The sequence below is a fragment of the Nonomuraea sp. NBC_00507 genome (assembly GCF_036013525.1).
Taxonomy (GTDB): domain Bacteria; phylum Actinomycetota; class Actinomycetes; order Streptosporangiales; family Streptosporangiaceae; genus Nonomuraea.
Genome location: NZ_CP107853.1, coordinates 465,650 through 486,655 on the forward strand (window position 1 = coordinate 465,650; position 21,006 = coordinate 486,655).

23 protein-coding genes and 1 tRNA gene are annotated in these 21,006 nt (G+C 69.2%); 4 read left to right on the forward strand and 20 right to left on the reverse strand.

The annotated features are described in order from the left end of the window. Positions 1-3: 3 nt before the first annotated feature. From OHA25_RS02410 to OHA25_RS02485, 16 genes are all read right to left on the reverse strand, one after another. The gene (locus OHA25_RS02410; protein ID WP_327585992.1) at positions 4-570 is read right to left on the reverse strand and encodes a TMEM165/GDT1 family protein; all 567 of its coding nucleotides are present in this window, start codon (positions 568-570) and stop codon (positions 4-6) included. A gap of 227 nt (positions 571-797) precedes the next feature. After that, complete coding sequence (locus OHA25_RS02415) at positions 798-1,835, reverse strand: UDP-N-acetylmuramate dehydrogenase (protein WP_327585993.1); 1,038 nt, start codon at positions 1,833-1,835, stop codon at positions 798-800. Positions 1,836-1,846: 11 nt separating this feature from the next. Further along, a complete protein-coding gene (locus tag OHA25_RS02420) occupies positions 1,847-2,890 on the reverse strand; it encodes a hypothetical protein (protein WP_327585994.1) in 1,044 nt (347 codons plus the stop codon). A 43-nt stretch (positions 2,891-2,933) separates the two neighbouring features. Next, positions 2,934-3,362, reverse strand: coding sequence for a MaoC family dehydratase (locus OHA25_RS02425; protein ID WP_305914821.1), 429 nt, complete (start codon positions 3,360-3,362; stop codon positions 2,934-2,936). After that, positions 3,362-3,811, reverse strand: a complete 450-nt coding sequence (locus OHA25_RS02430) for a MaoC family dehydratase N-terminal domain-containing protein (RefSeq protein ID WP_327585995.1) — start codon at positions 3,809-3,811, stop codon at positions 3,362-3,364. The genes OHA25_RS02425 and OHA25_RS02430 overlap by 1 nt, the downstream gene beginning before the upstream one ends. 222 nt (positions 3,812-4,033) lie before the next feature. Beyond that, positions 4,034-4,198: a 50S ribosomal protein L33 gene (gene rpmG, locus OHA25_RS02435; protein ID WP_101786011.1), complete on the reverse strand. Its 165-nt coding sequence runs from the start codon at positions 4,196-4,198 to the stop codon at positions 4,034-4,036. Positions 4,199-4,269: 71 nt separating this feature from the next. Continuing rightward, positions 4,270-4,343: transfer RNA gene (locus OHA25_RS02440), tRNA-Met, on the reverse strand. A gap of 173 nt (positions 4,344-4,516) precedes the next feature. Further along, on the reverse strand, positions 4,517-5,572 hold the full coding sequence (locus OHA25_RS02445; protein WP_327585996.1) for a hypothetical protein: 1,056 nt from the start codon (positions 5,570-5,572) through the stop codon (positions 4,517-4,519). Positions 5,573-5,758: 186 nt separating this feature from the next. Next, positions 5,759-7,876, reverse strand: a complete 2,118-nt coding sequence (locus OHA25_RS02450) for a hypothetical protein (RefSeq protein WP_327585997.1) — start codon at positions 7,874-7,876, stop codon at positions 5,759-5,761. A 110-nt stretch (positions 7,877-7,986) separates the two neighbouring features. After that, on the reverse strand, positions 7,987-8,721 hold the full coding sequence (locus OHA25_RS02455) for an SDR family NAD(P)-dependent oxidoreductase (RefSeq protein ID WP_327585998.1): 735 nt from the start codon (positions 8,719-8,721) through the stop codon (positions 7,987-7,989). Next, on the reverse strand, positions 8,718-9,674 hold the full coding sequence (locus OHA25_RS02460) for a fumarylacetoacetate hydrolase family protein (RefSeq protein WP_327585999.1): 957 nt from the start codon (positions 9,672-9,674) through the stop codon (positions 8,718-8,720). Before OHA25_RS02460 ends, OHA25_RS02455 begins: the two co-directional genes overlap by 4 nt. 56 nt (positions 9,675-9,730) lie before the next feature. Then, positions 9,731-10,669 (reverse strand): VOC family protein, encoded by a 939-nt coding sequence (locus OHA25_RS02465; protein ID WP_327586000.1) that lies wholly within the window; start codon positions 10,667-10,669, stop codon positions 9,731-9,733. A gap of 15 nt (positions 10,670-10,684) precedes the next feature. Further along, the gene (locus tag OHA25_RS02470) at positions 10,685-11,689 is read right to left on the reverse strand and encodes an amidohydrolase family protein (RefSeq protein WP_327586001.1); all 1,005 of its coding nucleotides are present in this window, start codon (positions 11,687-11,689) and stop codon (positions 10,685-10,687) included. Further along, positions 11,686-12,813, reverse strand: a complete 1,128-nt coding sequence (locus OHA25_RS02475) for an FAD-dependent oxidoreductase (protein ID WP_327586002.1) — start codon at positions 12,811-12,813, stop codon at positions 11,686-11,688. The genes OHA25_RS02470 and OHA25_RS02475 overlap by 4 nt, the downstream gene beginning before the upstream one ends. A 62-nt stretch (positions 12,814-12,875) precedes the next feature. Then, a complete protein-coding gene (locus OHA25_RS02480; protein ID WP_327586003.1) occupies positions 12,876-13,835 on the reverse strand; it encodes a cyclase family protein in 960 nt (319 codons plus the stop codon). After that, a complete protein-coding gene (locus OHA25_RS02485) occupies positions 13,832-14,833 on the reverse strand; it encodes a fumarylacetoacetate hydrolase family protein (protein WP_327586004.1) in 1,002 nt (333 codons plus the stop codon). Before OHA25_RS02485 ends, OHA25_RS02480 begins: the two co-directional genes overlap by 4 nt. 133 nt (positions 14,834-14,966) lie before the next feature. Between OHA25_RS02485 and OHA25_RS02490 the strand changes: the two genes are divergently transcribed. Then, positions 14,967-15,920 (forward strand): LysR family transcriptional regulator, encoded by a 954-nt coding sequence (locus OHA25_RS02490; protein WP_327586005.1) that lies wholly within the window; start codon positions 14,967-14,969, stop codon positions 15,918-15,920. A gap of 332 nt (positions 15,921-16,252) precedes the next feature. Beyond that, entirely contained in the window at positions 16,253-17,566 is a 1,314-nt protein-coding gene (locus OHA25_RS02495) for an MFS transporter (protein ID WP_327586006.1), read from the forward strand. 302 nt (positions 17,567-17,868) lie between these two features. On the opposite strand, the gene OHA25_RS02500 is transcribed toward OHA25_RS02495, so the two are convergent. The 4 genes from OHA25_RS02500 to OHA25_RS02515 all read right to left on the reverse strand — a co-directional run bounded on the left by OHA25_RS02500 (position 17,869) and on the right by OHA25_RS02515 (position 20,027). Next, entirely contained in the window at positions 17,869-18,258 is a 390-nt protein-coding gene (locus OHA25_RS02500; RefSeq protein WP_327586007.1) for a hypothetical protein, read from the reverse strand. Positions 18,259-18,298: 40 nt separating this feature from the next. Continuing rightward, complete coding sequence (locus tag OHA25_RS02505) at positions 18,299-18,853, reverse strand: hypothetical protein (RefSeq protein WP_327586008.1); 555 nt, start codon at positions 18,851-18,853, stop codon at positions 18,299-18,301. A gap of 105 nt (positions 18,854-18,958) precedes the next feature. Then, positions 18,959-19,099: a hypothetical protein gene (locus OHA25_RS02510; RefSeq protein ID WP_327586009.1), complete on the reverse strand. Its 141-nt coding sequence runs from the start codon at positions 19,097-19,099 to the stop codon at positions 18,959-18,961. A gap of 433 nt (positions 19,100-19,532) precedes the next feature. Continuing rightward, positions 19,533-20,027 carry a TolB family protein gene (locus tag OHA25_RS02515; protein ID WP_327586010.1) on the reverse strand — a complete coding sequence of 165 codons (495 nt, stop codon included), beginning with the start codon at positions 20,025-20,027 and terminating at the stop codon, positions 19,533-19,535. A gap of 126 nt (positions 20,028-20,153) precedes the next feature. Here OHA25_RS02515 and OHA25_RS02520 point away from each other — a divergent pair, with 126 nt between their 5' ends. Next, positions 20,154-20,480 carry a DUF6355 family natural product biosynthesis protein gene (locus OHA25_RS02520; protein ID WP_327586011.1) on the forward strand — a complete coding sequence of 109 codons (327 nt, stop codon included), beginning with the start codon at positions 20,154-20,156 and terminating at the stop codon, positions 20,478-20,480. Between the two features lie 343 nt (positions 20,481-20,823). After that, entirely contained in the window at positions 20,824-20,997 is a 174-nt protein-coding gene (locus OHA25_RS02525) for a hypothetical protein (protein ID WP_327586012.1), read from the forward strand. Positions 20,998-21,006 lie beyond the last annotated feature (9 nt).

Below are 21,006 nucleotides of genomic sequence, written 5' to 3' on the forward strand. Positions count from 1 at the left end.
TTCCTAGAGAAAAGCCTCCACCAGCAGGGCCACGCCGAAGACGGCGAAGGCCGCGGCGGCGCCGTACCGGATGATCTTTTCGGGGAGGTGCTTGCCCAGCAGGCGGCCGACGAGGATGGCCAGGGCGTCGGCCGCGACCATGCCGACGGTTGAGCCGATCCAGGTGCCGACCCAGCCGTGCTGTGTCGCGAGCGTGATCGTGGCCAGCATCGTCTTGTCGCCCAGCTCGCTCAGGAAGAACGCCACGGTCACCGCGATCAGGGCGTTCCTGGTGGTGCGCTGGGCCTTGCGCGACTCGTCCTCGGTCAGCTCGTCACCGCGCAGCGTCCACCCGGCGAAGCCGAGGAAGGCCAGGCCGGCCACCACCGCGATCGCGGTCGTGGGCAACGCGTCCCCGATGAGGCCCCCGACGGCCACGCTCACCAGGTGCACGACGGTCGTGGCGATCGTGATGCCCAGGAGCACGGGCCAGGTCTTGAAACGGGTCGCGAACGTCATCGCCATGAGCTGGCTCTTGTCACCGAGTTCGGCCACGAAAATGACGGCGAGGCTGATCCAGAACGCTTCCAACGGTCCTCTTCCGCGCCACCAGGCCGGAAGCAGGCACCCGGGGAGTTTTCGGGCATGACTTCGGCCCGGCAGCGTCTTCATCCATACGGCTGCCAGGCCGAAGGTCTCGTCCGCCCGTTAAAGGCCCGCGTGACCGGGCGCGCGAACGCGCCAGTGTGTCGATCACACGATTGGGACTACTCCCCCTCGGCAATTCCAGAACACCATAACAGCCCCCGCCGGGACGCCTATTCCCCTAGGGCGCAGCCGACCAGCACCGGCTCGTTGACCAGCGTGACGCCGAACTTCTCCCGCACCCCGTCCCGCACCTCACACGCCAGCGCGAGCAGCTCGGCGGTGGTGGCGGCTCCCGTGGGGTTGGTCAGGGCCAGGGTGTGCTTGGTGGAGATCCGTACGGGCCCGCGCTCATACCCCTTCGGAAAGCCCGCCTGCTCGATCAGCCACGCGGCGGGCACCTTGAGCGACCCGTCGGGCATCTCCCAGCGCGGATGGCCGGGTGCGAGGGTCGCCAGCTCCGCCGCCTGCTCGGCGGTCAGGATCGGGTTGGTGAAGAACGAGCCGGCGCTGCGGGTGTCAGGATCGTCCGGGTCGAGCACCATGCCTTTGCCGCGCCGCAACCCCAGGACGGCCTCACGGGCCTGCGCCAGCGGCACCCGGTCGCCGAGCTCGACCCGCAGCAGCCCGGCCAGCTCCTTATAGGCCACAGGTCCTGACATTTCGGAAACCTTCAGCACGTACGTCACCGCCAGCACCACATATCGCGCCAGATCCCGCTTGAAGGCACTGTCGCGGTAAGAGAACCCGCACTGCCGCGCCTCCAGATCCACCACCTGCCGGGTGCGGCGGTCGTAAGCACGCACGCACCTGACGGTCTGGGAGACCTCCTGCCCGTACGCGCCGACGTTCTGGATGGGCGTGGACCCCACTAGCCCGGGAATGCCGGACATGCACTCAATGCCCGACCAGCCCTCTGCCACCGCGCGGGCCACGAACGGATCCCAGTCCTCGCCTGCTTCGACCGTGACCAGCACCTCATCGCCATCACGTGAGACGGACACCCCGCTGGTCGCGACCTTGATGACGAGCCCGTCGAACCCCTCGTCCGCCACCACGACGTTGCTGCCTCCACCGAGCACCAGCGTGGGCACCGCGGACATGTCGGCCTCGGCGATCAGGGACACGAGCTGCTCCGCCGTCGTGGCCTCGGCGAATTCGCGGGCGGGACCGCCCAGGCGCAGCGTGGTGTACGGCGCGAGCATTTCCATGGGCACCTAGCTTAAGAGGCGCTCAGCATGCGCAGCACCCCGTCATAGTTACGCCGCGACTCGCGCTCCTGGTAGTCGGCCGGGACGTCGTGCGTGCCGAGCCGCTCCACCGGCGGCGGCCCCGCAGGCACGACCAGCTCCCCCCGCAGGCCGAGCGACAGCTCCAGGTCCGCGTGGCGGCCGTAGTGGGCGCCCTCGGGCAGCGCACCGAGCGCGGCCGATCGGCGTACCGCCATGAGCTCGCCGGTCAGCGCCGGCACCCGGCCCGGGCCGGTCTCACGTCCGTCGGACGGGTCCACACCCCGCCACCCGGCGGCCACCGCCCCTCCCGCGACGGCCGCGACCAGCGGGGTCAGCGCGTCGCCACGGAGCACGATCGAGGTCTCCATCAGCACGTGTACGTCCGACTCGTCCAGCCGCAGCAGTTTGGCCCGGCTCTCGCCCCAGGTCGCCGTGCCTCCTCGCCAGTGCGGCCGCTCGGCCACGTGCCAGACGGCGACGCGGTGCGGGTAGCGCTCGGCCAGGTCGTCCAGCACGTCACCGGCGCCGTCGAGGTTGCCCAGGTCGAGCGCGAGCACCTTCACGTCCGTGTGGTCGATCACCGACTGCACGCAGGTACGCACATCAGCGGGCCAGCCGTCGGCGAGCAGGCTCACCGTGGTCGTGATGTCCTTGATCTCCATGCGCTGCCGCTCGGCGTTGACGCCCAGGTCGTCGAGGCGGTTCGTGGCCAGTGTGGCGTCCCAGGTGCGCTGGGCGTGCAGCATCGCGTCGCCAGGGTCGCCCGTGTCGCCGTGCTGGCCCGGGTCGCCGGAGAAGCCCAGCTCGGCAGCGGGATTGGGGCGGGCGTGCGTGCCCGAGCCCGCCCGCGGCCTGGCCCCGGCCGTGCCCACACCGGTCGCGGCGCCGCCCGTGGTGTCCCGTCCGGTTCCCGAACTGCCCGCCACCTGCTCCAGGCGCGCGGGCCGCAGCCGCCCGGGCGGCTTGGCGTCGGTCACGGCGGAGACGGGGATCGACCGGACCGTGGGCCATACCTGTCGCGCAGCTTCACTCATAGGCACACGGGTACCCGAGAGCCACCGGACCTATCATCGCGCGTCAGGACAGCTGGACCACCGCGCGAGCCTTGGACAGCACCTTGGCCTCGGCCGACTTGGCCGTCAGGCCGATGACCACGCGCTTGTCCTGGAGCTTCTCCTCCACGACCCCGCTCACCGAGATCGTCGCACCTTGATCGTCATCGGGCACGACCACCATCGACGAGAACCGCACGCCGAAGTCCAGCACCGCACCGGGATCCCCTACCCAGTCGGTGACGAACCGCCCGGCCTGCGCCATCGTGTACATCCCATGCGCGATCACGTCAGGCAGCCCGACCATCTTGGCGAACCGCTCGTTCCAGTGGATCTGGTTGAAGTCTCCGGAAGCGCCGGCGTACATCACCAGGTCGAGCCTGCGCACGTTGTAGTCCACGGCCGGGATCTCCTGCCCGACCTCGACCTCGTCGTACTTCACCGTGGCGCCCATCAGCCGGCCCCTCCGCGCTCGACGATCGTGTTGTAGGTGATGCAGACCGGCTCGCCCTCGACGGTCGCGACCTCACTGCGCACCGTCAGCAGCTCGTTGCGCCCGGCGGTCCGGATGTCGGTGATCGTGGCGATGCTGACCAGCTGATCGCCGGCGTAGACGGGGCGTACGTACTCGAAACGCTGCTCGCCGTGGACCACCATGGCGAAGTTCAGCCCGAGATCCGGATCCACCAGCGCGTCGCCGCCGCTCTGCAGGCTGAAAACGATGGGGAACGTCGGCGGCGCGATCACGTCGCGGTAACCGGCGGCCTGAGCGGCTTCTTTGTCGCGGTAGATCGGGTTGGCGTCGCCGATCGCGGCCGCGAACTCCCTGATCTTCACCCGGCTGACCTCGTAGGGGGCGCTGGGCGGGTAGGTCCTGCCCACGAAGTCACGGTTCAAGGCCATCAGTGCTCCCTCGCAATGTCCCTCGTCCGAGCGCTGCTGAGGCCGACGGTAACAGAACAAGGTTCGGCTGTCGCCGGTGATGCCTGCTCTTTACGCGATGCCGTGGCCTGGCCGTCGCGCACCCGCGGGGTGAGGCGGGCACCGGAGTGCAGACACGACAAACCGGCGCCCACACCAGGACGCCGGTTGTGCGATATGAACGATGGAGAAGCCCCCGGAGAGCTATCGAGTCTCGCGGTGCGCGCGGTGCGTGCGGCAGTTGGGGCAGTATTTCTTCAGCTCAAGCCGATCCGGGTCGTTACGCCGGTTCTTCCGCGTGATGTAGTTGCGGTGCTTGCACTCCTGGCAGGCCAGCGTGATCTTCGGCCTAACGTCGGTGGCAGCCACTTGGGAGTGCCTTTCTACGTTCGGGACATGGACACGCCCATGCCCAGGCCTGCCGACCTGGGATTGGGCAGTAGCGGAGGCCGGACTTGAACCGGCGACACAACGATTATGAGCCGTTTGCTCTGCCTGACTGAGCTACTCCGCCTTGAGCCGGTATGGACCCGGCCTGTAGAGGATACCCGACGCAGGGAGCAGTTTCGTAACTCGCCCGATCGAGCGGGGTGCTCCCCGCAGTATGCCTCAGCAACCCCGAGAACCGAAATCCGAAAACAAGATACTACCTGCCGCCAATGACCCGGAGCGCCGCCGAGCAGCCGGTCAGACTCGGATGCCCGCCTTCCTCCACACCTTGAGCAGCCTGCGGGCCGAGCCGCCGATGGGGCCGACGGCCTCGTACAGCACGTCGCGCGAGACCGGCTTGGCCTGCGCCACGGCGGTCACCGCGGCGTCCGCGGCGGTGATCGTGTGCGAGCACACGCTCAGCAGGTAGCCGGGGATCTGCAGGCGCGGATCCGTGCAGCCCACCAAGGGGACGCCCACGGCGGCGACGACCGGGAACACCGTGCCCGGGATGCCGATGGCGGCCTCGGCCCGCGCCGACGCCTGGACCGAGGGAACGGAGCTGATCTCGTACCGCTCCCACAACGAGCGGTCCTCGCGCGGGTGCAGCCCCACCAGGATGTGCTTGCCGGCCGCCGCGAGCCGCTCGGCGGCGGCCAGGAGCAGCTCGGTGCCCGGGGCCGAGCCGCCGGTCTGGCTGGACCTGGTCACGCTGGTGAGCACCAGCACGGTGCCGGGTTCGGGGGTGTGCCGGGGCAGGTCGTCGGTCTGCGGCGTGCCCACGACCGTGATCGGGCGGCGCGTGCCCAGGTAGTCGTCGAACACCTTCGCCTCGGCCGGGGAGGACGCCGTGATCGCCCTGAGCCGGGAGCGGAATTCCGCCGCACGGGGCGCCTCGACCGGAAGCTGGTAGGCGAGCGAGCTGGCGATCATCGGCAGTCCGGGCAGCCGCGCGGCGCAGTCCGCGGGCCAGTCTCCCGCGCCCGTCACCACGAGCAGGTCGGCCGGCGGGATCCGGTCCGGGGTCGCCACTGTGACCGGGTCACCAGGCTTGATCCCGGACAGATCGGGCACCAACTGCACGACCTCCCACCCCAGGCGGCGCGCCTCGGGCAGCAGGGGTGCCACGTGGTAGGTGCCCCAGGGCTCGTTGGTGGCGATCAGGACGCGGGGCGGCTTCCCGTTCGGCCGGGCGGCCGCGTGGGCCGCCGTGCCGCCCAGGACGGTGAGGCCCGTCGCGGACAGGGCGCCGGCGATGAGCGTACGCCGGGCGAGGCCGCGCTCCTTGACATCCGTGGTGTCATGAAATTTCACGAGATCGGAATCTAGGGGCCGGCCACGACCCGTCGATGAACACAGGACGTCGCCCGGAAGAACGAGGCAACCGCTGGGTCGTGAGGAAGGCTCGAGAGCTAGCCAAGCCAGGCGCCCTTTCGGGCATTCCTGGTCCGAAAGGTGAGAAGGAAGCCCTCGAATGGCCTCATGACGATCTCAACGGTATCAGGCCGGGATCAGTTCGTGCAGGGTCCCAGGCGTGTACACCCGCGCGCCCGGCGGGAGATCAGCCGGAGCCTCCAGCCCGATGTAGGTGGTGCCCCCGGCCTGCTGCGAGCTCTTCGCCTCCAGCAGGCCGGCCAGATAGCGGACGCGTAGGTAGTCGCGTTCCACGATCGAGCGCACCAGCAGCGAGGCGGTGACCCGGTTGCCCTCCACCTGGTTGAAGCCGGGATGCCCCTTCAGGTAAAGATGCAGCCACTTCACCCGCCAGGCGCCGTCGTCACCGCGCAGGAAGACCAGGGGCAGCGCGATCCGGCCGGAGCCGCGCAGGTCGGACTTCATGCGTACGGTCCGCGGCTCGAACGGCCTGCCCCCCTGCGCGGCGTCCCTGGTCATGTACCCGAAGAACGCCTCGGCGGCCTCGTCGAACCGTTCCCCGGCGTAGATGTTGACCTGCGGGATGATGATCGGCCGGGCCGCTTCGGCGAGACGGATGTTGATGAACTCCGACGCGCCGTCCGGGGCCTCGGTGAGATCACCGGAGTACTCGGCGAAGCCGTTGGAGTAGTTCGTCCACGAGATGTGCGCCGGGTTGCCGTAAGAGGCGTCCAGCAGGAGAGCGGACAGGTCGTAGTCCGTGCGCCGCCGGGCCTGCCGCCAATGGACGAAGAACCTGAGCAATTCGCCGCCCACGGCCGACAGCGAGCCGCGTGGCAGCATGCCCAGCCCGGGCGCGACGGCCTTGCCGGATAACGGCAGTGCCACGTCGAGCACGTCAGGATCGACGATCAGCTCGCCCGGGTCGGGCAGGCGGCCGGCGATCTGCGTGTCCAGGATGTCCAGCGCCCGCGCCAGGACGTCCTCCTCCAGCGTCGATCGGGTGTCGGGGGTCGCCCACGCCCTGCCGTACCGGTTGGTGAAGACGCGGCCCGCGGTGGGGGCGAGCCGGTTCTGCAGGTGCTCGCGCAGGGACAGCAGGACCCGGCCGGAAGCACCGGCCGCGGCTGCCTCCGCCGCGTCCAGCACGGCCGACGCGGACAGGCCGGTCCGCAGCAGGTGGTCGAGGCGGCGCAGCAACGCGCCGGGCGCCCTCTCCAGCAGCCGGACGGCATCCGCGGCACGGCCCGCCGACAGAGCGGCCTCGACCCGGCTGTCGAAGCCGGCGGCCTCGCGTACGCCCCTGGCCACGTCGAAGACGTGGCCGGCCCGCGTCAGATGCGGATAGTCATGGGGATGCAGCCGCTCGCCGAGCCGCTTCCACTGCTCGCGGTGGCGTGGCACGTCGCCGAGCTTGGCCGGAGTGGCGACCGCGTCCAGAGCCCGCAGGAGGGCGCGGCGCTCGGCGCGCCGGAAGGAACGGAACCGGGTGGGCGCGGCCAGCGTGACATCGCCGCCGGAGCAGCCGCAGGCGAGCCGGAGCACGTCGGTGACCGTGTCCACGAGCAGCGGCCGGCCGGTGGCCAGCCGCACTTCGTTGACGATGGCGCGGTTCTCGCGCACGGGGATGCGCTCCGGCTCGTCGGCGCAGTACGACGCCAGCGACCGCAACGCCGCCAGGTCCTCGGCGGCTAACGGCGACGGCGAGCCCGCCAGCGAGAAGTAGAGCTCGCGTGCCTCCGCTTCCAGGCTTCCGCCCAGTTCCAGCACGGTCACCCGGTCGCCTGCCAGCGGGATCAGCTCAGCGTGCGCGGCCAGCAGGTCGGCGTAGGTGTGCTGGTAGCGGCCGTAGCCCGGCAGGGTCAGCAGGTTGAGCGTCGGCGGCTGGAGCCGCTCGGCGGCGACCGGGTCGAGCATGGTCTCACGCAGGAGGCCGGCCCAGAACTCCAGGGTGTCCGGCACGTTCTCGGGGAAGTCGATGAAGTACGCGTTGTGCTGGACATGGTCGCCCACCAGGCCGCGGACCGCCGCCAGGACGCGTACGCCGAGGTCCAGGACGGTCTCGCCGGGCAGCCCCGCCAGGCGTTCGAGCAAGGGCGCCGAGCACTTGAAGCCGACGCTCAGGAGGGCTGCGTCGAGCTGGCGGGCGGCCACCTCTCCCCAGCCGTCGGGCGCGACGTCGGCGGGAGCGTCGATGGGAACTCGTAGCCGCCGGACGATGACGAGGCTTTCCAGAGTGTCCACTGACGCACCATATAGCCGACGTCTTCCCACCTTCTGCGGGTTTTCTGCCCCGCGATCACCAGCCGCGGCCGCGACGGCGCCCTCCCCGCGGAAACGCCTGCGGTCAGGGTCTATGACCGCTCTGGACGCAGCGCGTCGGAGATGGACTTGACGCCGCCGTGCGCGGTGAGGCCGCCGTCCACCGGGATCTCGGCTCCGGTGATGAAGGACGCCTCGTCGGACAGGAGGAAGACGACGAGGGGGACGACCTCGTCGACCGTGCCCGTGCGGCCGAGCGGGGTCTCGCGGACGTTCGCGGCGCGGAAGGCGGGGTGGGCGGAGGCGGTCATCTCGGTCTCGATGAAGCCGGGGTGGATGGTGTTCACGCGGATTCCGCGCGGGCCCAGTTCCGTGGCCGCCGCCTTCGACAGACCGCGCAGCGCCCATTTGCCGGCTGTGTACGCGACCGGATAGTGGCCGGTGAGCGCGGCGGCCGAGCCGACGTTCACGATGGACGAGCCCGGCGGCATCAGCGGGACGAGCTGCTGGATGCCGAGCAGCGGGCCGGTGACGTTCACGGCATGAACGCGGTCGAAGTCCTCCGCCCGCACGTCCGTCAGGCGCGCACGCCAGGTGATCCCCGCGTTGTTGACCAGGCCGTGGACCTGGCCGTACGACTCCCGCAGATCGGCGGCCAGCCGGGCCCAGTCCTGCTCGCTGGTGACGTCCAACCGGCGGCAGTCACCCGTCGCCTCCACATCGGTGGCGAGCACCTGCGCACCCTCACGGGCCAGCGCCGCCGCCTCCGCGGCGCCCTGGCCGCGGGCCGCACCGGTGACGACCACGACCTTGCCCAGCAGCCTCATGGTCGCTCCCGGATCCGGCGGCGGGCCCTGGGGACCGGCACCGGGGCTGCTCCCGGGACCACAGTGTTGGACGTGGTGCCGAGGCCCTCGACGGTGAGGGTGACCGTGTCGCCGGGTTTCAGCGGCGGGCGGGAGTCGCGCCCGCGGACACCCCAGAGCTCCGCCAGACACCCGCCGTTGCCGCACGTGCCCGAGCCGAGCACGTCACCGGGACGCACGTGTGCGCCGCGCGAGGCATAGGCGATCATCTCCTCGAAGGTCCAGCTCATGTTGGACAGCAGGTCCGCGCCGACCACGTCGCCGTTGATCTCGGCAGTGAGCGCCAGGCGCAGGAAGCCTTCGGCGTCGCGGTACTGCTCCAACTCGTCGGCGGTGACCAGGTACGGGCCGAGAGTGGTCGCGGTGTCCTTGCCCTTGCACGGGCCGAGGTTGACCTGCATCTCGCGGGACTGGAGGTCGCGCGCGGACCAGTCGTTGAAGATCGTGTAACCGGCGATGTGGTCCCTGGCCTGCTCAGGGGTGAGGTCACGGCCCTCGCGGCCGATGACGGCGGCGACTTCGAGCTCGAAGTCGAGCACCTGGCTGCCCGGCGGGACGGGCACGTCGTCGTACGGGCCGATGACCGCGTACGGGTTGGTGAAGTAGAAGGTCGGGGCGTCGTACCAGGCGTCGGGCACGCCGGCGGAGCCGTCGATCGAGCGGCGTACGCCCTCGACGTGCTCCTCGAAGGTGACGAAGTCCCGGATCGTCGGAGGCTCCAGCGGCGGCAGGAGACGCACGTCGGTGACGCGCGGGCCGGCAGTCAGGTCGAGCGCGGCGGCCGCCTCGCGCAGACGGCCGGTGCGGAGCAGGTCGAGCAGCGAGTCCTCTCCTGGAACCGGATGGAGTCGGCCGTCATCGTCGAGGACGGCGACGTGCCGGCGTCCGTGCTGTTCATATCGGGCAAAGCGCATGGCGCGGCTCCGTGGAAGGGATCAAGGGTGCGGTCGAGAGGCCGTGCCCAAGGGGATCAGACCGGTGGTGCGACGAAGCAGCCGTGGTCGGCGTCGTTGAAGGACTCCTTGGCGACCAGCTCGTTCATCGGGTTGGCGGTGCCCCACTGGTCGCTGACCTCCGGCTGAGAGAAGTCGTAGACGTGCGGGTGCCAGGTGTCCTCGTCGAGCAGCTCCAGCTCCGTCGTGTACTCGACGGTGTTGCCGTGCGGGTCGAGGAAGTACGTGAACGTGTTGTCGCCCGCCAGATGCCGCCCGGGACCCCAGATCTTGCGGTGACCCGCGCGGATGACGCGGCCGGAGCCGCGCATGTACTCGTCGATGCCGCGCATCTCGAACGAGATGTGGTGCAGGGAGGTGTGCGGTCCCTTGGCGATCGCCATCGAGTGATGCTGGTTGCTGATCCGCATGAAGTGCATCGCCTCACCCATCCTGGGGTGCATGAGGGTGTCGGAGAGGCGGAAGCCGAGGTGCCGCTCGTACCACTCCCGCGTCCGGTCGAGATTCGGGGAGTTGAGGACGACGTGCGACAACTTGACCGGGATCGCCTCCTTCTCCTCGATCTTGCGGTGCCGGCGGACCTCGACGTCCGCGGAGACCTCGATGGTCCGGCCGTCGACGTCGAAGAACCGGAAGCCGTAGCCGCCGCCCGGGGTGTCGGCCTTGCCCGGTTGGGAGATCAGCCGGACCCCGCCCGCGAGCAGCCGCTCGGCGAGGGCATCCACGTCGGCCGGGCTCGCGGCCCCGTACGACACCAGGTCGAGGCGCTTCTCGTCCGCCTGGCGCAGTCGTACGACGTACTGCTCCGGTGAGCCTTCGGCGGCGAGGAACGCGATGCCGGAGTCCTCGGCGACCTTCGTCAGGCCCCAGACGCCGCCGTAGAAGTCGAGCTGCTTGTCGTAGTCAGGCACGGCGAGGTCGACGTGCCGCAGATGGGTGAGCAGGCGTTCAGTCATGGCAGGAGATCCCTCTCAGGTGAGGCGCAGCAGCGTCGTCGCGTTGCCGCCGCGTACAGCGTGGAAGTCGGCATCGGACAGGCCCGCGGCGCGCAGCGCGCCCAGCGGATCGTCGGTGCCCATGTCGAAGGGGAAGTCGGAGCCCAGCAGCACCCGCTGCGGGCCCGCGACGCGCAGCAGCTCCCGCAGGACGTGCGGGTCGTGGACGAGGGAGTCGAACCACAGGCGCGTCAGATAGCTGCTGGGCGGGTGCGCGCAGCCGGCGCGGGCATCGGTGCGCGACCGCCAGGCGTGGTCGGAGCGGCCGATGTGGGTGGGCAGATAGCCACCGCCGTGCGCGGCGACGATCCGCAGCCCCGGGTGGCGGTCCAGCACGCCGGAGAAGATCAGGTGGGAGAGCGCCACCGCGTTCTCGGCCGGCTGGCCGACCGTGTTGGACAGATACCAGCGGTCGAGCCGTTCGTCGAGAGTGCAGCCGAACGGGTGCAGGAAGACGATGGCACCGGTCTCCTCGGCACGGGCCCAGAAGGGTTCGTATGCCGGGTCGGACAGCTCCCTGCCGGGGGCGTGGCTGGAGATCTCGACCCCGCGCAGGCCGAGGCCGAGGGCGTGGTCCAGGGCCGGCACGGCGAGCCCCGGGTGCTGGAGCGGGACCAGGCCGAGGCCGTACAGCCGGCCGGGAGCTGCGGCGGCGTACGCGGCGATCCCGGCGTTGGCCAGCTCCCATACCGAGCGGGCCAGGTCCTCATCGGCCCAGTAGTGGTAGTGCGACGGCGAGGGCGAGATCAACTGGACGTCCACTCCGGCCGTGTCCATCGCGACGAGCCGGGCCGTCACGTCGGTGAGCCGCGGGATGCGTTCGCGGATCATCGCGGCGTTGACGGCCAGCGCGTCGGGTCCGTTGCGGCGCGCGTCCAGCGCGCGGGCGGCGGCCAGTCCCGGCCGGTCGGCGACCGCCTGGTCGACCTCGGGCAGCAGGACGTGCGCGTGCACGTCGACCGTGGGGGCGTCCGCGGTCACGGCAGCTCCTTGAGCGCGGTCATGGTGGCGCCCATGAGCCCGGGCACGTCACCGCGTACCCCGTCGAGCAGCCACTGCCCGAGCTGCACGGAGGCGTCGACGACCATCCTGACCCGGCCGATCCGCCGCTCGCGGTAGCTGCTGAGCAGTTCCTCGTCCCATGCGGCCCCGCTGCTCAGCAGCTGGGCCAGCACCCACGCGTCCTCCAGGGACATGGCCGCGCCCTGAGCCAGGGTGGGCGGACAGCAGTGCGCGGCGTCCCCGATGAGCACGACCCGGCCCCGATGCCAGGATCCCTCGGCCAGCATCCGGGTGAACCGGGTGTAGTTCACCTGGGCCGGGTCGTTGATCGACGCGCGGATCTCGTCCCAGGCGCCGCCGTACCCCTCGGCGAGGCGCCGCATCTCCTTGGCGTAGCAGTCGGGCGGGAGGTCCGCGCGGTCGCGGTCGGGCTCGACCAGATAGGCGTACAGGGTGTCCTTGCTGGTCGGCGTGTAGCCGGCGATGAAGCAGGACCCGCCGTAGGTGAGGTCGCTGCGTTCCACGCCGGCCGGGCGGGGTGCGGGGATACGCCAGATGGACATGCCGGTCGGCTCCGGTTTGTCGCCAATGCCGATGGCGGCGCGGGTTGCGGAGTTGAGCCCGTCGGCGGCCACCACGAGGTCATAGCGGCCCTGCGTGCCGTCGCTGAAGCCGGCGACGACCCCGGTGCCGTCCTGGGTGAGGGTGTCGGCGGTGGTGCCCAGCCGGATGCGCGCACCGGATGCCTGGACGGCGTCGGTGAGGATGTGCTGCAGCTTCGGGCGTTGCATGCCCAAGGTGGCCGGCAGGTCGTCTCCTCCGGTGCGGAGGTCCTCGTGAACGTGGAGCACGGTGCCGTCGGGCGCGGTCAGCCCCAAGGTGTCGAACGCGTAGCCGTGGGCGCGGATCTCGTCCCACACGCCGACCTCGCGCAGCACGCGCAGGGCGTTGCCCTGCAGGGTGATGCCGGAGCCGCGGACGTTCCAGTCCGGCTTGATCTCGACGAGATCCACCGCGATGCCCGCCTGCCGCAGCAGGATGGTCAGGGCGTTGCCGGAGGTGCCTCCTCCGACGACGAGGACAGTGGGTTGCCTGGGCCCCATGGCCGGCTCCTTCGTTGAACTGCTCACTTGAGTGCTTGCGTGCGCAGGCTTGCTTGCGCGGCTTACTTGACGGCGATCGGGTTGACGGGAGAGCCGACGGCTCCAGTGATGGGCAGGGGCGCCGCCGTGAGCCAGAACTCATAGACGCCGTCCGCGGCGCAGTCCGCAGCCAGGGCGTCGGGGTCCCACATCTCCCCGATCAGCAGGCCCATGTTGGGAATGGCGACTTGGTGCAGCGGCTGGAAGGCGACGTCGAACTCGTTGGGCCGCACCTCGAAGCCCCAGGTGTCGGTGGCGATCGCGGCGATCTCGGTGCGATGCAGCCAGCCCGCGGCGGTGAAGGACAGCCCGGGCGCGGGCCCGCCGGCGTAGTCCCCCCAGCCGTCGTGGCGGGCCCGGGTGAGCTGCCCGGTCCGGACGACGACGATGTCGCCCCGGCCGACCGTCATCCCGTGCGCCTCGGCGGTCGCGATCAGATGTTCCTCGGTGACGGCGAAGCCGTCCGGGAGCTCCCCGGCCGTCCCGAAGACCCGCCCGACGTCGAGGAGCACGCCCCGCCCTGCGACGTGCGGAGCCATGTGCTCGATGCCGGTGACCAGGTCGCCGTCGGAGGTGACGACCCGCTCGGCAGGGCGGCCGTTCCAGGCCTTGCCGTGGTCGAAGATGTGGCCCAGCCCGTCCCACTGGGTGGAGCACTGCAGCGGCATGGAGATCACATCGTCGGCGCCGCCGATGCCGTGCGGGAAGCCCTGGTTGCCCAAGGCCGCGTCCGTGCCCGTGTCCAGCATGGTATGGACGGGGTTGGTACGGCGCCGCCAGCCCTTCTGGGGACCGTTCATGTCGAACCGCTGTGCCAGCGAGAAGCTCACGCCCCGCTGGACGAGCGCGGCCCCCTCACGGCGTTTGCCCTCGTCCAGGAAGTTCAGGGTGCCGAGGACGTCGTCAGCACCCCAGCGGCCCCAGTTGGAGTACGCCTTCGCCGCTTCGGCGATCGCGCCCTCGGGGTCGGTGCGGTCGATCATGACGCGTTCTCCGCGACGCATCGGGTGCGCTGAGCCCCGAGGCCGGTGATGGTCCCCTCCATGACGTCGCCGTCGCGCAGCAGCCGCCCCCAGTGCAGGCCGTTGCCTGCCGGGCTGCCGGTCAGGACCAGGTCGCCGGGCAGGAGCCGGGCGGTCTGCGAAATGTACGACACCAGCCGCGCCACGCCGAAGATCATGTCCTTGGTGGACTCGTCCTGCATCACCTCACCGTTGAGCTTCAGCGTCACCTGCAGATCACTGGGGTTCGCGACGAACTCCGCCGGCACGATGAACGGGCCCAGCGGTGTGAACCCGGGGGCGTTCTTGCAGCGCAGCCAGTCGGTGCCGATGGCCGGCATATCGCGCCGGAAGACGGTGGACCGGTCGGTCAGGTCATTGGCGATGGTGTAGCCGGCGACGTGGTCAAGGGCCTGTGCCTGCGGCACCCGGTAGGCGGGCCGGCCGATCAACACGGCCAGCTCCAGCTCCCAGTCGGGCTTCCCGGCCCAGGCCGGCAGGACCACGTCGTCGTACGGGCCGGTGATCGCGGAGGGCAACCCGGTGAAGACGTACGGCAGATCCTCCGCCGCCCGCCGGTCCATGACCGCGGCGATCTCGGCACGGGCTTCGGCCTCGCTGCGCGGGTCGTCCGGCCCGCGGTGGGCGAGCTCGAGGTCGATCACGTGCTGCCGGTAGTTGGCGCCGGACTGGAAGAGCTGCCGGGGCTCGACCGGGGCGTGCACCCGCAGCTCGTCCAGCGGCCGCCGGGCGCCGTCGCGGGCTTCGGCGTACCGGCGAAGGGACGACAGCCGCCCACCGCATCTCTCCAGCATCGTGCGGACCGTCATGGCCGGATCGCCCAGGGCGGCACGCAGGTCGAGCACGTGCCCGTCCGGTGTCACCAAGCCAGGGAAGGCGCCTGGATCGGCGGCGTCGGCCTGGGAAAAGGTGCCGAGCCCGAAGGGGGCGGAGAAGATCGGCATGTCAGGGGGTTTCACGGGTGTTTCCTCCGGGTTGCGGTGGCACTAATCTGACTGACCAGGCCGCAATCAAGGAAATCGATTCTTTGAATGTGGTTCATCAATGCGGTAAATACCACTGCCCCGGGGCGGTCTCCTGAACGGTGGCGTTGTGAATCTGTCCGGTCTCGACCTCAACCTCGTTCTGTCCCTGCGCGCATTGCTGGAGGAGCGCAACGTCACGCGCGCCGGCCAGCGCATCGGGCTGAGCCAGCCCGCGATGAGCGCGGCTCTGGCCCGCCTGCGCCGCCACTTCGACGACGAGCTGCTGTCCCGCGTCGGCGGCCAGTATGAGCTGACCGCCCTCGGCCACGCCCTGCTCGACCGCACCGCCACCGCCTGTGACCTGCTGGAACGGGTCTTCAGCAGCCGGGCCGACTTCGTCCCGGACAAGGAGGAACGCGAGTTCACGCTGCTCGCCTCCGACTACGCCGTCGCCGTGTTCGGCGCCGAGCTCGTCCGCACCGTGCACGCCGAAGCCCCGGGGGTACGGCTGCACTTCCGCCGGCTCCCGACCGATGTCACCGAGGACACCGCGACACTGCTCAGCACGGCCGACGGCCTGCTGTTGCCGCACGGCGTCATCAGCGGCTTCCCCACCGTCGAGCTGTACGCCGACCGCTGGGCCTTCCTGGTCGCCGAGACCAATGACGCGGTCGGCGACCGGCTGACCATGGACGACATGGCACAGCTGCCCTGGGTCATCTACCAGCGCACCTACGACGCTCCGGCCGCCCGGCAGCTGAGCATGCTCGGCATCGAACCCCGCGTGCAGGTCTCCGTCGACAGCTTCCAGACTCTGCCCTACCTGGTCGCGGGCACTCGCCGGATCGCCCTGATACAACGGCGGCTGGCCGGGCTGTTGAGCGGGGTGGCCGCCGTACGTGTCATGGAGCCTCCTTATGAGGCCGTCCCCGTGCAGATGGCGCTGTGGTGGCACCCGGGCCACACCCACGACGCGGCCCACATCTGGCTGCGGGAGACCGCCGCCCGGGTTGGCGCCGAGCTGACGGCAAGCAAGGGGGGCCAGAGGAGTGGGGGTCGGCGGCATCCAGGACAAGGATGATCAGCATCGCGAATCACGATGGGGCGAGGTCTAGGCAGGACCTGCCCAGTGGTTCATAGTCATCTCAACCCGGCCCGGAGCCGTCCCCACTCCAGGTCGGCACAGACATCCGGCACGCCGGCCCGCAGCGGCGGCGCCACAGCCGCATCGGGCATGCCGGCTCGCAGCGGCGCCACAGCCGCCTGAGGACCGGCGTCCGGCATGCCGGCTCGCGGCGGCGCCAACAGCCACATCGGGCCGCACGCTCCGGCGCCGGCTCACCTTCCGCGCGGCCACGCACACGGTGCCGCGTCACCCTGTCCCCACTCGACATGCCACGTGGGAGTTCCCGCATGCCTTCACCCGTGCCCCCGTCCCCTTCCCCGCCCACGGCCGAAGACCCGTCCGAGCAGCTCGTGTCCGGCGCTGGGCACCGGCTTCGGATCACGCTGCTGATGGCCGGCAGCTGCCTGCCCATCCTGGGCGCGGTGCTCATCGCCCCGGTCCTCCCGCAGATGCAGGACCACTTCGCCGCCGTGCCCGGCGCCGAGGCGTTGGTCCCCATGGCTCTGACGATCCCCGCCCTGTTCCTGGCGCTGCTCGCGCCCTTCGCCGGCGTCATCGTCGACCGGCTCGGCCGCAAGCGCCTGCTCGTCACCGCCACCGTGCTGTACGCCCTCGTCGGCACCGCACCGCTGTGGCTGGACTCCCTCGGCGCGATCGTCGCCAGCCGCGCCCTCGTCGGCGTCGTCGAGGCCGCCATCATGACCTGCTGCACCACGTTGATCGGCGACTACTACACCGGCCGGCAACGCGACCGCTACCTCGCCCTCCAGACGATGTGCGCCTCGATCTCGGCGACGGCATTCTTCGTGCTGGGGGGCGCGGCGGGAGCGGCCGGCTGGCGCGCGCCGTTCTGGGCCTATGCCGTGAGCCTGCTGCTCGCCCCCGCCATGGCCGCCTTCCTCCCCACGCCCCGCCCGGCCACCATCGCTAGGAAGCATGCGACCACCGACGCCGCGTCCGCCACGGATGCGGCCGGCGTCGCCGACGCGCCGGAGCCGGCCAAGCGCCCCTTCCCCTGGCGACCGCTGGCTGGGATATGTGCGCTGACCGTCTTCGGCAGCGTCGTCTTCTACACCCTCATGGTGCACATGTCTTATCTCCTGGACGACATCGGCGTGACCGACCCCGGCATGATCGGCCTGGCAACCGCCATCGCCAGCGCTGCGACAGTGGCCGGCGCCGTCACCTTCACCAAGCTGGGTCGCACCCCGGACGTCTGGTTGCCCGCCGTCTTCGCCGTGTGCGCCCTCGGCTTCGCGGTGATCTGGTTCGCCCCCAACGCCGCCGTGCTGATCATCGGCGCCGTGATCAACTGCTTCGGCGGCGGCGTCATGCTGCCGAGCCTGCTCACCCTCGCCATGTCCAAGCTCGAGTACGCCGACCGCGGTCGCGGCACCGGCTTGTGGACGGCCACCTTCTTCATCGGCCAGTTCGTCTGCCCGCTCGTGGTGCTCGCGCTCGCATCCGCCGCCGGGAGCCGGGCCGACGCCGTCGGCCTGCTCGCACTCGCCACGTCGGTCCTCGCCGCCGGACTCGGCCTTTTCGGCTCGCGACGCCGCGTGGTCGACGCCCCACAACCGCAAAATCAGATGGCAGGCTGACCGGCCACCGAGGAAAAGATCGTCACATGCGAAACGCCCGGGCCCCAAGTCATCTTGGTCCGGGCGTCTTTTCTGTTCAGAGCGAGAGCCCCCAAACGGAATCGAACCGTTGACCTTCTCCTTACCATGGAGATCCGGGCCCCGCTCCGACCTGGTGATCTAGGCTTAGCTGCAGGTCAAGAGTCCAACCAGTGCCCCTCAGTGCTTACCCGTGTGCGCCAATCACACGAGTCCGGCGCACTCACGGCGCACTCGATCACGGAGTGCGCCCGGCAAGTGATTACGAGTGGCAGGGCTGATCATCACAGCCGGACCGGCGGATAGTCCGGGTCCGGAAGCTTCTCAGCAACCCGCCAAATCTCAGCGTTCCCGCCCCACGACCGGCGATGCCCGTACACGTACAGGCGGCGCTTGTCGTCCACCCCCGGTGGGTTCTCGATCAACGCCACAAGTTGGCTGATCGCGTGCCGAACGGATAGGCCGGGGCAGGTCAGCGCGCACACCTGGGGACCGTTCTCCCCTGCGACCATGATGCGGACCCGGCGGGCCTCCCTGATCCGCAGGTCCGGGTGAAGTTCCTCCCAGCGACGGATGGGGATGTCGCGATCGTTGAGCGGGATCGCCGTCACCGACACGATGCTGTCCAGCCGCACCAGCCCGTACGGGTCCTCGCACACCAACCAGGCCGCCATGCAACCAGAGTGAGCGACGGGGCTGGGATGGGCAAGGCGCCTATACGGGTTCAGGGTCTCCAGGGCCGTCGAGGTCTTGCGTCAGAACGCGCTCCATGAGCCTCTCGACGGTGTTGAGCGCATAGCCACGTTCCTCCGCGGCGAAGTCGATGAAGTCTGCCAGGAACCAGGCGGCGTATGTCCAGGCCAGGAACTCGCGCTGCGGGATGGGTCCGCGGGCTTCACGCCACGTGCGGCAGGACTGATTCAGGAAGACTGCGGTGAGTCCTCCTGCCACATCCGGCAGCACCTCGTCCGGGACGCCTTCCATGGCTCGAATTTTGCGGATGGCGGCCGGGATGAAGTCGAAGGGGTTGTCGTCGAGGAGGACTCGCAGCATGTCCACGAGATTCATGCACGCCACCCCAACGTCGCGGATGCGCTGGGGGTCGCCCATGCCGGCGACGAGTTGCATGAAAGCCTCTTGGTCACCTTCGGCAACGGGATCGCTTGTCCGCTTCATTGCGCGGATAAGCCCTATAGCCGTCTCGAGGTCACCGAATTCGTCCAGGTAGCCGCGATCTGCTGAGGGATCGCCGTCGATCGGTTCAGGCACGACCTGAGCGTAACCGTGCCAGCATCGGCTGTCTTCGAGACAGCCCAACCGGACCCGACGAGTACTGGGCAACCTACTCCTACTACCAGAGGCCCTGTCCTGCAGTCACATAAAACGGTTGATATTCGCCGCAACCCAGAAGATGATCGCGGCGACAATAGCGACCTTGATAAGGGTTTTAACCGCGTCGAAAGCAGTCCGTTCCGAACCGGAACAGCCGCCACCGTGTCCTTCCACGCCTGCCACATCATGACCATGAACTGGAAGCGTCGCCCAACGATGAACAGGGCAATCCCGACGATGATGAGCACGATAATACGGCCATCAGCGGATTCCATAAAGGCTCCTTCGGGGAGGCCAATACCTTCACCGCACGTACTCGCGCTTGCGCTTATCCCCGATGTCCCTTTGGTGAATGTTATGACACCATATGCCGAACTTGATCGCCAGTGGCCGCCGCCCCTACAAAATCCTGCAGGTGAAGGGCTGGCGCGAATCGACTTAAGTCGGCTCGTCGAACTTGATCGGGGTTTGGGGGGTTCCGCTCGGGCACAGCGGCTTGAGAGGGAGCCGGGGTCCTCTGCTCTCGGGAGGTGGTTGGCCGCCCACCTGCCCGCGACCGCGCGCATGGCCCTGACGGGTGGCCGTCAGCTTGGGGCGCACTGGGGCGCCCAGACGGTTACCCAACCGGGACTCGGCAGCGGCCTCCGTTGCGATCCTGGCATTTGATATGGATCTTCTGGCTCTGGCCCTGATTTTGGCCCTGATTTTGGCCGTGGCTCTGGCTCTGCTTCAGGTTGTGGCTCCGGCTCTGGCTGTGACTGCGGCTCTGGGCGTGGCCGTGAGTCTGGGGCACGCGACTCTTGATCGTGGGGGCGGTAACGGCGATGGCCTGCCAGTCGGGCCGGATGTCGAGCGCGTTGTTGTTGGTGAGGTTGGTCTGGTCGGTGCCGTTGGCGTTCATCGCGTAGATCTCGGCGTTGCCGCCCTGGACTCTGGTGAAGGCGATCTTGGTGCCGTCGGGAGACCACGCCGGGTCGTTGTCGGACGCGGGGTTGTTGGTGAGGCGGGTCTGCTCGGTGCCGTTGGCGTTCATCACGTAGAGCTCGTACAGCGCGCTGTCCGAAACATGCACTCCGGACGACGTTATCTGGATAGCCGCTGTCGCATTCACCGCCTACGTTCATATCCAGGAGTGGCGACGCGGCTGAGCAAGGAAAAGCGAACATGGCCACTGCTCTGGCTTTGCCGGCAAAGCGTTCAGCGCCAACGCATCCACTTTCTATTCCAGGGAGGCACCATGCGTACGAAGATCCTCAAGGTGATTGGCGGGACGTTAACCGCTCTGGCCCTGACCACGGCGCCGGTGTACGCAGGCGATGGAGCCTCCAGCAGCGCAGCCGGGGCAAGCGACAACTACCCATGCGGCTATTACTACGTTGAAGAAAACCTCACCTCCTGGTACAACCATTGCAACTCCAACGTCAACGTCCTCATCCGCGTCGAACGGACTGACACGTACGACTACGACAGGTGCGTTCGGCCGGGCCATACCCTTCTCGGCAAGAGGCCAATCCGTAATATGGAGGGCATTTACTACGCCTGGTACAAGGGCGTTCTGTGCTGATTTAGGACCCTGCGGTGACACGAGGCGCTGGCAAGTGTCTCGTGTCACCGCAACAAACAGTCATCAATGCTGATCACCGATCTCGTCCATGTCTTTGGCTTCGACACTCTGGCCGGAGACCAATTGACAGTATGTTCGGGGACTACCTAGCGATCATCTGGCCATGATCTGAACGAGAGTTTCGGCACCACCTCAGGCGCCGCCGGAGCCGTCGGATCGATCCACTCGTGTTGCGCCCGCCTCGACATGCAGCCCGAGATCCTCATCATCGACCACCACCCACGACACCGACTCATCGGCGGCCACCGCTCGCTCAGGCCGGGTCCTCCGGCTCCACACTGGCTTGCCTGGCGACACCGCATCCGAACTGGAGTACACCATCCTCGGAGCTCTCCGTGACGCTCGCGAGAAGCCGGTACGCGGCCGTGAGTACTTCCACACCCATGTGCTGCCGGTCATCCTGGACCTCGTCGATAACCATCCACTCATCCGCGACGAGACCCTGGCAGCGCTGTAGGGCCAAGCG